The following is a 12103-nucleotide window of genomic DNA, read 5'->3' on the forward strand; positions in this document are numbered from 1 at the left end:
TAGCGCCTTTCGGGTGTGTTTTGACATCCCGGCAAATGGTGAGTCTTTGCATTATAATGCTGACCATTTGTTCAGGTTACCATTGTTTTTCCAGCTTGCAAACTGTCTGTCATCAGGGCTTAACAACTATTGTGTACAGGCCTGATTACAAACTGGCCTATTCACCAATAATGTGGATGTCGCTAAGGTGCAGGATGGGTAGCGCATAGGAATGTTGTTTGGAGCGGGATCCCTCACCTTGTGCGCGGGGTGGGTAATAACGGGCCTTCTCTTCACTGAAGCCGGCAAACACCTCATCCAGTGCGGCGCGAATTTCGCTCAGGGTCTTGTCCAGGTTGGCATTGAAATCCGGACGTTTTCGTTTGGTATGCCCCAGTTCCATAAGGCGGCTAAATACCTTGCTGGCCAGGTGGGTCAGTTCAGGCGGAATATCTTTATGGTGCAATAACACGGAATTGGGGTTCTCGATACAGTAATGAAGCAGCGCGGTGTAGAAACACAGGGGCTTATTCTGCAATTGCACAGTGACATCATTTACCCCGTTACCCAGCGTTTTTTCATTAAGATTAACGGTTAATTTGGGGGTAAGTTTCACAATAGGAAGGGGTTGCGCCAGTGTTGCGGCTTTAACTGCCCTGCGCTGACTTGCCCTGACTTTGACAAAAGCCGGCGATATCAGCAACGCGGCGATTAAGGCTAAGGGGCTGAATGCCAGGTAGTGATAGAGTGGTTTGGTTGCCAGTTGCACATTGACGGTTTGCTCGGAGTTTTCCAGTATTAGTTGGGTTAAACGGGCATTTTCAGGCTGGCCTGCTGTGTTGGCCGTTACCGACTGCAGTGACACCAGCCAAACTCCGGTTTGTTGTTCGCTGAGAATAGTATTAATGCGCTTAAGGTAGCCTTTGAGGGTATCCTGATTCGGCGGCGTTCTCAGAGTTTGGTTTCCAACATCTAAAAACTGCAGGTCGAGACTGATCCGGGCTTTTATTTTGTCGATGGCTTCGTGCTCGGCATATAAACGGGCACTACTTTGCCCTATGATGGCACCGAGTTGAAACAAAACAAACAGCATCAGCGTTATGATGCCGCCCTTTAACCAGTCACCGGGTGCAATATCATAGGTTTTCATTTGATTTACACTCATTGATTAGCACCACGTCGCGGTAATACTTGCGCGGATGGTTATTGGAAATCTCAGTAATGACCTGCTGAATAGCACAGCGTAAATCCGTGTTGTTATCCTGCATCTTTAAATACCAGCGCATACCGGGAACGCTGTTTTCCAGTGAAGTGATGTAACTCCTGGACAGTATTTGTTCATCGGCTTTACCCCAGTAACTGGAGATAATGTCTACTTCGCCTGCCATCAGGGCGCGACGCAGCTCCTGATGAGAGTTGTAATAGTAGAGCTTGATATTGGAGTCATTCAGGCCAAGGCGTTGTAATACCGTTTTAGGTACTATGTGCCCGGAGCGGCTGCTGGGATAATCGAGTATTCCTATCCGCTTGCCCAGCAGGTATTCTTTACTGAGTGCTGGTTTCTCCCGCAGGGCAATAAAGTAGGCGCTGTAATCCGGGTGTGCGGCAATGCTGTCGTAATGGTAAATGCGGTCTGCCCCGAAAGCGTCTACTACATTACTTTTAACCAGGGTTAACTCCGGCACCCCATGGTTCACAAAGCGAAAGGTATCAAAGTCATTGCGACCAATGATAACCTGTACATCACCAAACTGACGTTGCACTACATTATTGGCACACAGCAGCGGCAGAGCTTTCTCGGCGATGGATTGTTCGGTAAGGTAAACTACGAATTCCTTACGGTTTTGCGATAGCGGCGCATCACATCTTAATTTGCTGGTTGTTTGCGGCGAGATGTCATCGATTTTCTGGCTGTTTTGCACATAGCCAAGCGCGCCGCTAAAAATAAAAATAGCAGCGACAATCAGCCATCGTGTTGTCGAATTCAGTCGTAAACGGTGCAAAGTGTTCTAGAGTTAGTTTTACTTATTTGTCCAATTTGAACAGTTAAACTTATTTAATGCAATAAGTAAGTTTATTTTGAATGTGTAAATTATTGAAAATTAAGTTTATTCATTGAGTAACTTTGAATTTGCTTAAACGCTGTTTATTCTTTGTGAATGTGCGAAGAATATAGCTGGGCTTGTGAGCAGGGCCGAGAGTTCTGATAATTTAGGTAAATAACTGACCGTTCGTTCAGGAAAACATAAAAATAATAAGCGTTGTCAACTTTTTAAGTAGTTCAACCAAAGCGAACTTGTCATATTGCTGAAACAATAATAATGAACAATCTCGGCCCGATTTACGCTGTTTTATAGAAACGGAACTGTCACCAATAACGGCTATGGTGACCGGACATAAAAATTGCCTTTACTGCCGGAAGCAACAGGTTGCTGTTATACCTCTTGTTAACGGGGGTAATACAAACGCCTTATGAAAATAAATGGGAAACACACTAATGATGACAAAATCGAAGCTTAATCGCGTAGCGATTGCGGTAGCGATGTCTGTTGGTCTGTCTACTGCCGCTATGGCACAGCAGACATCTTCAGAAATCACTGGTCGCGTAGTTGGTCCACAGGGCGCACCTGCAGCGGGTACAGTAATTACTGTTAAGCACGTTCCAACCGGAAGTATTAAAACAGTCACCGCTAACGCAAACGGTCAGTTTAACCTGTCTGGTCTGCGTGTTGGTGGTCCATACGAAATTGTAATGGATTCTGACACTTTCGAAGATGCAACTATTTCAGATGTTTACCTGTCTCTGGACAGTGGTTTAAACCTGAACAACTTTGCACTGGGTGCACAAGCTGACGTTGAGCGTATCGAAGTAACTGCTTCACAAATTGCTTCTATTGCTTTTGGCCAGAAAGGTCCTTCTTCAAACTTCAGTCTTGAAGACCTGCAAAACGCACCAGCTATCAACCGTGATATTAAAGACCTGGTTCGTGCCGACCCACGTGTTTATATCGACGAAACTTTCTCAGACGGCATTCAGTGTGCCGGTGCATCACCACGTTTCAACAGCTTAACGCTGGACGGTATGCGTCTGAACGATAACTTCGGTCTTAACTCTAACGGTTACCCAACTGAAAGCATTCCTTTCTCATACGATGCGATTGAGCAGGTTGCTGTTGAATTAGCACCTTTCGACGTAGAGTACGGCGGTTTTACAGCGTGTAACATCAACGCGGTAACCAAGTCTGGTACTAACGAAGTTCACGGTTCTGCTTTCTACGATTTCACTTCTGACTCGTTTAAAGGCGATTCAATCGAAGGTAACGACATCGACAACGGTAACTACACTGAAAAACGTTATGGTTTCACTGTAGGTCTGCCTCTGATCAGCGACAAGCTGTTCTTATTCGGTGCTTATGAGAAGAAAGAAGGTGTGCGTCTTCATGAGTATGCAGGCCTGTCTCGCGCAAGTGCAGAAGAAATTGCTGAAATTACCGAAATCTCTCAAACAATTTACGGATACGATCCAGGCGGTTTCAAAGGTTCTTCTCCTGTTGAAGACGAGAAGTTACTGATTAAATTAGACTGGAACATCAACGAAGATCACCGTGCAGCGTTCACTTACAACTGGAACGATGGCTTCAATATTTCTGAATCAGATACCGGTACATCACGTCTGTCTTACGACGGTCATTTCTATGAGCGTGGTGCAGAAATCGAAACTATTACAGCTTCTGTTTACTCAGACTGGACTTCAGATTTCTCAACCGAACTGCGTATTGGTAAGACTAAACTGGATAACCGTCAGATCTCTGTCGATGCGGGAACTGGTTTCAGTGAAATGCAAATTAACCTGGGTGACACCGTTGTTTACCTTGGCCCGGATGATTCTCGTCAATCAAATGACCTGAACTGGGATAACACAACCTTTAAACTGGCAGGTACTTATCTGTTAGGCGATCATACCATCACTGCTGGTGTTGAGTACGAAGACTTAGATGTGTTCAACCTGTTCGTGCAGCAATCACGCGGTGAATATCGCTTTAACTCAATCGATGATTTCCGTAACGGTCTTGCTGGCCGCATTTTCTATAATAATGCTGCTGGTACCAACGATCCGAATGACATTGCAGCAAGCTTTAGCTTTGCCACTACGACGTTCTACTTACAGGACGACTGGTATGTTAATGACGATCTGACTTTACTGTTTGGTTTACGTTATGACAAATGGTCTTCTGACGATCGTCCTCGTTACAACGAAGCGTTTGAAACCGAGTATGCGGACTACAACAATGGTCAGGGCCTGTCTAACACCGGTAACTTAGATGGTATTGACCTGTGGCAGCCGCGTGTAGGTTTTAACTACGTGTTGACTGACGATATGGAACTGCACGGTGGTTTCGGTCTGTACTCTGGTGGTAACCCGAACGTTTGGGTATCTAATGCCTACTCCAATGACGGTGTGATCCAGGTTGCGACTACCGTTGCCCCTTGGCAGCAGGATGTTGACTTCGGTGGTTTGCCAGTTGACTTGTTTAACACCCCATTAGTAAATGGTGCGTCGCCAGGTTATGGTATTCCACAAGCTCTGTACGATTTCGTTGAAGATGCTCCAACTAACGGTTCTGCTAACAATGTGGTAGCTGTTGATCCTAACTTTGAAGTACCTACTGAGTGGAAATATGCTTTAGGTTTAACTTACCTGGCACCTGGTGACTACCTGGTACAAGCTGACATTCTTTATACTGATAAGAAAGACGCTGCCACTTATATTGAGCCTTCACGTGAAATTATCGGTTACGGCCCCGATGGTCGTCCTCGTTACGATGGTTCTAACAGCACCTTCCTGTTAACTAACGTTGACGGTGATTCAGGTGATGCAACGACTCTGTCACTGGCAGTGTCTAAAGAGTACGACTTCGGGTTAGACGTAAGTGTTGCTTATGCCTATAACGACTCTACAGACGTTAACCCAATGACCAGCTCAGTTGCTTACTCTAACTTTGTTAACTTTGCGACCAGCGATCCAAACAATCCTGGTGCCTATACCTCTAACTATAACATTCCGCACCGTTTCACACTGCGCGTAGGTTATAAGCATGAATTTATCGACGGCTATACAACGCGTTTCAACGTGTTTGCTTCAGCTAACGAAGGTCGTGGCATGAGTTATACCTTTGGTGAGGACATCGACGGATACTATGGCGATGACAATACAGGTGGCGGTCGCCAGTTACTGTACGTTCCAACTGTTGACGATGCTAGCGTAGTTTATGGTCCTGATTTCGACCTGGATGCGTTCAATGCATTCGTTTCATCTGAAGGCCTGGGCCGCGGCAAGATTGCGTCTCGTAACGGTACTAACGGCGATTGGTGGACTAAAGTTGACGTTCGTGTAAGCCAGGAACTGCCTGCGTTTGCTGAAGGTCACCGTGCATCAGCATTCTTCGTTATCGAAAACCTGGGTAACCTGTTAAACGATGACTGGGGTGTACTGAAACAAGGTAACTTCGTTTCTGAGTCAGTTGTTGAAGCTAGCGTAAATGAAGACGGTCAGTACGTTTACGAGGAGTTCCTGGGTGCCGACCAACGTGACAGTTGGTCAAGTTCTGCATCATTGTGGGAAGTTCGTGTAGGTGTAAGCTACCGCTTCTAAGCAGTCACTGCTAATCATTAAAAAACCCCGCTGATGCGGGGTTTTTTGTTTTCAGCGCTGTAATAAACATAAGCTTTAGCAATAGGACGATGTTTATACGTTGTCGAATAAATCCTCTACGCGCTGGCGCAGATTTTCAATTTTGGTGACATCGGCCGGCGCAATAAAAATAGTGTCGTCACCGGCAATGGTGCCCAGCACGCCATCTTTTTTACTTAATGAGTCCAGTAAACGGGCAATAAGCTGCGCAGCCCCCGGGCTGGTGCGAATTATCACCATCACATTATTATGCACAATATCCAGCACTAGCTGCTTGAGTGGGCTTTTCGCCGTAGGCATACCCAGTTCCGGCGGCAGGCAGTAAACCATATCACCACGGGCATTACGGGTACGAACCGCGCCAAACTTACTCAGCATACGTGATATTTTACTCTGACTAATATTGTTGAAGCCCTGGTTTTTCAGCCCGTCAACAATTTCTCCCTGGGAGCCGTAACTCTCAGCCTTAAGAATGTCTTTGAATGCCCGGATGAGCTCTTCCTGCTTCTGATTTGCCATTTAGTTCCTGACGTTTATTCGTAATTTTATGATGTTGGCCGCGCGGGTTATGCATTAATCGCTAATCGATTCGGCTAACCTGCCGGCTTGGTGTATACTCTAACCCGCGAAAGGCTCAGGGCCGGGATAGTTCCCATCCCCTAACGGTTTTCAAAACCAGTTATTGTGCCCTAATTTGCATGAAAAAGCAACATTAATGCATAACTATGCACTTATATTGAATATAACCCGATAAATCGCCCATTCGCCCGTCATAAGACTAATAGGTGATTGAGTTTAAGGCTGACATCCTTTAATGTGTTCGGCCGTTATTAAACGTGATTCTTTCCATGAGGAGAAATGGTATGAAAGTAGCCGTGTTAGGTGCTGCCGGTGGTATTGGTCAGGCGCTGTCACTGTTGTTAAAAACACAACTGCCAGCAGGTTCTGAGTTAGCTTTGTATGACGTTGCGCCGGTTGTTCCGGGTGTAGCTGTAGATTTAAGCCACATCCCCACTGCAGTTAAGGTTACCGGTCACGGTAAAGACGACCTGGCAGAAGCTTTAACAGGTTGTGACGTAGTATTAATTCCAGCAGGCGTACCTCGTAAGCCTGGTATGGACCGTTCAGACCTGTTTAACATCAATGCGGGTATCGTCAAGAATCTGGTAGAAGGCATTGCCGATAACTGTCCTTCTGCTTGTACTTGTATTATCACTAACCCGGTTAACACCACAGTTGCTATCGCTGCTGAAACACTGAAAGCGAAAGGTGTTTACGATAAGAACAAACTGTTTGGTGTTACTACGCTGGATGTTATTCGTGCAGAAACCTTCGTTGCAGAACTGAAAGACCTGGATCCAGCCAGCACTCACGTGCCGGTTATTGGCGGTCACTCAGGTACCACTATTCTGCCTCTGCTGTCTCAGGTCGAAGGCGTAGACTTCTCAGACGACGAAGTAGCTTCTCTGACTACCCGAATTCAGAATGCCGGTACTGAAGTGGTTGAAGCGAAAGCTGGCGGCGGTTCTGCTACGCTGTCTATGGGTCAGGCGGCTGCTCGCTTCTGCCTGTCTCTGGTTGCCGCTATGCAAGGCGACAACGTTGTTGAGTACACCTATGTACAAACTGATGACAGCGACGATGCTGCGTTCTTCTCGCACCCTGTACGTTTAGGTCCAAACGGTGTTGAAGAAATTCTGTCTTACGGCGAACTGAGTGCTTTCGAACAGAAAGCTAAAGAAGATATGCTGGAAGGCCTGCGTGGCGACATCAAACTGGGTGTTGACTTCGTAAACGGTTAATTCTGGTACGATATACCTGATAAAAACCGGCTGCCAAGCCGGTTTTTTTATGCCTGTAACATAGCAATAAGTTCAATCCCGCTCAGCTCATCGGATTGCTATAATTCAAAAATTGAACAACACTGGTTTTATCAGGGCAAATTGCTGGGTGAATTGTGAGAAGTCGGCTTTACGTTATATTAATCCTGCAATTGTGTAGCCTGTTGGCTTGTGGTGCTTTATCTGCAAAAGAAGCGGAGGCTGCTAACCCGTCTTTCAACGACATTCGCTTTGTTACCCATAGTCCTTCCTTATTTGATGTACTGAACCAGGAAAGGCCACCCCAAAGTCCCATGAATGCGGCGCATATGGCGTTGTTTAAAGAAATGGAGTTTAAACCCGCCGCTGAGCTTACCGTTACGTCGCGGATTATTGCGGTTCTGTCGGAGGAGACGCCGGCCTGTGCATTTATGATAGTTAAAAGCCCCGAACGTGAGGCGGCCTTCGATTTTAGTTTACCCACCGATTACCTGCTTTCGCACCGGTTATACCAAACGACTGATACACCGCCGCTGTCGACCGACCTCTTGAACGACGATAATGAGCTGGCCAGCCTCAGGGCCCTGTTTAGTTACTATCCTCAGCGTAAGCTTATGCTGCTCAAAGACCGCTCCCATGGCGCTTTACTGGATGCCCAGATTGCTGATTTGCCCGACAGCGTTAAATACTATCGTTGGGGCAGTCATCAGTATGACAGCGATATTCAGATGCTGGTCAGGGAGCGGGGAGAGTATATTCTTGCCTACCCTTACGACATACAGAGAGAAGCGCAAAACTACCCGGAAATTACCTTTCAGAGCGCCGCTATTGCCGGCAACTCAGCCATTAAAACCGGTCATATGATGTGTAACCGTAATCCTGCTACAGCAGGTTTTCTTACTACTGTTAATGATGCGTTGCGTAAGCTTTATCACCAGCCGGTGTTTCTTGAATCCCACCTTAAATTTAACGATCCCTCGGCTCACGATGCGTTAATACTAGGGCTAAAAAAGCTGCAGCAGCTGTAGTGGTAGGAATACCCATAAAAAAAGCCGCGCAGGGGCGCGGCTTTTATAGATTATAGCGTGGCTTAACCGGTATTTCGCATACCAATTGCAATACCACTGATGGCAACCATCATGGCTTTGTCCAGCGTCGCATCATGCTCGTCGTCTTCTAACTGACGTAAACGAGAGAGTAATTCGATTTGCAGGAAGTGCAGCGGCTCAAGGTACTGAGCACGAATATTCATGGACTCTTTACCCTGTGGATCCGCTTCCATAATGTCAGCTTGACCGTTGATATCCAGTTGTAGCTTGATGGCTTCCTGCAGCTCCGCGCGCAAACCTTCACCAAAGTGTTTCAGTTCATCGGGTACCAGACGGTCATCGTATTCTGCACTGATCCGTGGATCGGCCTTTTGGAAAACCATATCAAGCATGGATAAACGTGACTGGAAGAAAGGCCAGTTCTCGCGCATTTCCTGTAGCTTCTCGTGGTTACCTTCCTGACGAACCGCTTCAATGGCTTTCATGCTGCCTAACCAGGCTGGCAGTACCAAACGGGTTTGCGCCCAGGCAAAAATCCAGGGAATGGCCCGCAGGCTTTCAATACCGCCGGTTGGCTTACGTTTAGCCGGACGACTCCCTAACGGCAATTTACCCAGTTCCTGCTCAGGTGTAGCCACTCTGAAGTAAGGGACAAACTCCGGATCCTGACGGACTACGCCACGATAGAAATCGCGACCCTTCGCGGCCATGGCCTTCATCAGTTCACGCCACTCGTCCTTAGGGGCCGGTGGTGGGAACAACATGGCTTCTATAATCGCACTGGTGTAGATACCCAGGCTGCGTTTAGCCAGTAACGGCATACCAAACTTATAACGGATGGTTTCACCCTGTTCAGTCACGCGGAAACCACCGTCCAGTGAACCCGGAGGTTGCGAGTGAATAGCGGCATGTGCCGGTAAGCCACCACGGCCAATTGTACCGCCGCGACCATGGAACAGGGTTAGCTTAATGTCGAATTCCTCAGCCAGCGCAACCAGCGCTTCCTGAGACTCGTACTGCGCCCAGCCTGCGGCAATGGCGCCGGCATCTTTGGCAGAATCAGAATAACCAATCATGACGAACTGCTTACCCTGGATATAACCACGGTACCAGTCGATGCTCAGCAGTTTACGCATCACTATAGGGGAGTTATTCAAATCGTCCAGGGTTTCAAATAACGGTGCTACCGGCATTGGCCAGTCGACGCCCATTTCCTGCAGTAATAACTGTACGGCCATGACATCAGATGCTTCACTCGCCATGGAAATGGTATAGATACCAAATCCGTGCTTGCTGTGGCTGGCAATAACCTTACAGGTATCGAGCACTTCTTTAACATCTTCTGATGGCTCCCAACAACGCGGGAACAGCGGGCGTTTGGAACTTAACTCGCGGAGCAGGAAGGCTTGTTTATCGGCCTCGTTCCAGTGTGCGTAGTCGCCCAGCCCAAGGTAACGGGTGACTTCGCTCAGTACATCAGCGTGACGCTGAGAGTCCTGGCGTACGTCAAGGCGTAACAGGTGTACACCAAAACATTTCACGCGGCGGATTGTGTCCAGCAGCATGCCATTGGCGGTAACTTCCAGACCAGACTCGCACAGCGAGCGGTAACACATTAATAAGGGCTCTAATAACTCGTCGTTAGACGAAATCCACTCATTAGTGTCGTAGGGACGACCGTTGAAGAAATCGTAGATACCGTCGCGGGTATCGGCGCAACGTTTCACCAGTGGGCGTAACAGTGCGCGGTAGGGTTCATATTGCTCGCCTACGGCAGCTTTGAGTTCGTCGTTGCAGTCGTTCATCGACAGCTCTACCTGCAGACGGTCGAGGTCCATAGTCAGCAGTTTAGCGGCACGACGACGAGCAAGCAGTAACACTTCTTCAGTCACTTTGGCAGTAACAAATGGGTTACCGTCGCGGTCACCGCCCATCCATGAACTGAAGTGAATTGGCGCCGCATCAATTGGCAGCTTAACGCTGTAATCATGCTGCAGGCGTTCATCCAGGTCACGCAGGAATTCAGGTACCGCATCCCACAGTGAGTTTTCGATAACCGAGAAGCCCCAACGTGCTTCATCTACCGGGGTTGGGCGAACTGAACGAATTTCTTCAGTGTGCCAGGCCTGGCTGATCAAGTCGGCTATACGGGTTTCAAGGCGGCCGCGCTCGGTGTCGCTTAATTGCTCGTGGTGAATGCTTTTTAAGCAGTAAGCCAGCTCTTTATGCTTATGAATAAGGGTACGGCGGAATACTTCTGTTGGGTGGGCTGTGAGTACCAGATCGATATCCAGTTTAGCCACCGCTTCTTCTACTTCCAGCGCGCTTAGCTCTGCTTTGTCTAAGTGCGAAAAGAGCGAGTCTATGGATGCGTCGACATCCAGACCGGCATTGTATTCCTGCTCGGCAATATTTCCCAGGTTGAGAAACTGAGCAAATGCTCTGGCAACCACCAGTAGCTCGCTGTCTGACATGGTTTTGAAAGTTTCTTTCAGATTTTTACTACAATCTGTATCACCCTTAAATGATGCGCGACCATCAAGGCGAACTTTCTCTATTTTCTCTAACCAGTCATTTCCGAGCTGAGCTTTGATTGTTTGTCCCAGCGTTTTTCCCAAATAGCGAACAGTATCTTTTAACTGCGCGTCATAATGTGATTGCATGGCGTCCTCCAAAAAACAGTGCTATCAACATACTGTCTCTTAGTTAAATTGTCTAATGGCTTTTTGTATTACACCCTGTGGAACCGGGCCCTTCGAAAAGGGGGGAACAATGGCGCGGGCACGGTTTATCTGGCTGTGTTACACTATGCCGGCGAAAAATCGAAGCGTAATAAAAATTTTCAGAATACTACGGGTTTTGATTAATAATTGCGCAAAAAGTGTAATTTTATTTCAGGAGACACTGTGTCAGATTTATTTAAAACAGTAGAAACCCAAGCTAGTTACGGAATTGGTTTCCAAATGGGTCAGCAATTACAATCAAATCCATTTGACGGACTGGATCTAGACTCTGTTGTAGCAGGGTTACAAGATGCGTTCACTGGTCAGGCTCCACAGGTTGACAACGACACCCTGCGTGCGGCTTTTGGTGAAATCCATGAGCGTATGCAGGCTGCTAAAGCTGAGGAACACAAAGCTGCCATTGAAGAAGGCGAAAAGTTCCTGACTGAAAACGCCAAGCGTGAAGAAGTACAGGTCACTGAATCTGGTCTTCAGTACGAAGTCGTTAGTGCTGGCGATGGCGCGGTACCTACCGGTGAAAATACCATTCGTGCTCATTATCACGGTACGCTGATCGACGGTTCTGTGTTCGACAGTTCTTACGATCGTGGCCAGCCGGCTGAATTCCCGGTAGGCGGCGTGATCAGAGGCTGGACTGAAGCCCTGCAAATGATGCCGGTAGGTTCTAAGTGGCGTTTATACGTACCACACGACCTTGCTTACGGTGAACAGGGCGCAGGTGGTGCCATTGCACCCTATAGCACACTGATATTTGATATCGAATTGCTGGACGTTATTGCGTAAGCGATATCCAACCGCTATAAAAAGCCCGCCTAAGCG

8 protein-coding genes are annotated in these 12103 nt (G+C 47.6%); 4 read left to right on the forward strand and 4 right to left on the reverse strand.

The genetic code is table 11. The features are described from left to right. Positions 1 to 157 precede the first annotated feature (157 nt). Both AC27IB_RS18050 and AC27IB_RS18055 read right to left on the reverse strand, forming a co-directional pair. Positions 158 to 1144: a hypothetical protein gene (locus AC27IB_RS18050; RefSeq protein WP_296050721.1), complete on the reverse strand. Its 987-nt coding sequence runs from the start codon at positions 1142 to 1144 to the stop codon at positions 158 to 160. Continuing rightward, the gene (locus AC27IB_RS18055; protein WP_296050719.1) at positions 1116 to 1982 is read right to left on the reverse strand and encodes a PhnD/SsuA/transferrin family substrate-binding protein; all 867 of its coding nucleotides are present in this window, start codon (positions 1980 to 1982) and stop codon (positions 1116 to 1118) included. Before AC27IB_RS18055 ends, AC27IB_RS18050 begins: the two co-directional genes overlap by 29 nt. A 494-nt stretch (positions 1983 to 2476) precedes the next feature. Between AC27IB_RS18055 and AC27IB_RS18060 the strand changes: the two genes are divergently transcribed. After that, positions 2477 to 5632, forward strand: a complete 3156-nt coding sequence (locus AC27IB_RS18060) for a TonB-dependent receptor (protein ID WP_296050716.1) — start codon at positions 2477 to 2479, stop codon at positions 5630 to 5632. Between the two features lie 93 nt (positions 5633 to 5725). Here AC27IB_RS18060 and argR read toward each other — a convergent pair whose 3' ends face one another. After that, the gene (gene argR, locus AC27IB_RS18065; RefSeq protein ID WP_070174657.1) at positions 5726 to 6190 is read right to left on the reverse strand and encodes a transcriptional regulator ArgR; all 465 of its coding nucleotides are present in this window, start codon (positions 6188 to 6190) and stop codon (positions 5726 to 5728) included. A 344-nt stretch (positions 6191 to 6534) separates the two neighbouring features. Between argR and mdh the strand changes: the two genes are divergently transcribed. Further along, a complete protein-coding gene (gene mdh / locus AC27IB_RS18070) occupies positions 6535 to 7473 on the forward strand; it encodes a malate dehydrogenase (protein WP_296050711.1) in 939 nt (312 codons plus the stop codon). Positions 7474 to 7628: 155 nt separating this feature from the next. Further along, the gene (locus tag AC27IB_RS18075) at positions 7629 to 8519 is read left to right on the forward strand and encodes a hypothetical protein (RefSeq protein ID WP_487122699.1); all 891 of its coding nucleotides are present in this window, start codon (positions 7629 to 7631) and stop codon (positions 8517 to 8519) included. A gap of 62 nt (positions 8520 to 8581) precedes the next feature. Here the strand turns inward: AC27IB_RS18075 and ppc are convergent, their stop codons facing one another. Continuing rightward, the gene (gene ppc, locus AC27IB_RS18080) at positions 8582 to 11203 is read right to left on the reverse strand and encodes a phosphoenolpyruvate carboxylase (protein WP_296049356.1); all 2622 of its coding nucleotides are present in this window, start codon (positions 11201 to 11203) and stop codon (positions 8582 to 8584) included. Between the two features lie 243 nt (positions 11204 to 11446). Between ppc and bamJ the strand changes: the two genes are divergently transcribed. Continuing rightward, the gene (gene bamJ, locus AC27IB_RS18085; RefSeq protein WP_487122701.1) at positions 11447 to 12067 is read left to right on the forward strand and encodes a BamJ family beta-barrel-assembly machinery protein; all 621 of its coding nucleotides are present in this window, start codon (positions 11447 to 11449) and stop codon (positions 12065 to 12067) included. Positions 12068 to 12103 lie beyond the last annotated feature (36 nt).

It is taken from the genome of Alteromonas sp. 4NH20-0104 (assembly GCF_057547795.1).

What these genes read in the sequence shown, in the direction of transcription:
- AC27IB_RS18050 (WP_296050721.1), bottom strand. Translation starts at nt 1,144, where the DNA reads ATGAGTGTAAATCAAATGAAAACCTATGATATTGCACCCGGTGACTGG.
- AC27IB_RS18060 (WP_296050716.1), top strand. Translation starts at nt 2,477, where the DNA reads ATGATGACAAAATCGAAGCTTAATCGCGTAGCGATTGCGGTAGCGATG.
- argR (WP_070174657.1), bottom strand. Translation starts at nt 6,190, where the DNA reads ATGGCAAATCAGAAGCAGGAAGAGCTCATCCGGGCATTCAAAGACATT.
- mdh (WP_296050711.1), top strand. Translation starts at nt 6,535, where the DNA reads ATGAAAGTAGCCGTGTTAGGTGCTGCCGGTGGTATTGGTCAGGCGCTG.
- ppc (WP_296049356.1), bottom strand. Translation starts at nt 11,203, where the DNA reads ATGCAATCACATTATGACGCGCAGTTAAAAGATACTGTTCGCTATTTG.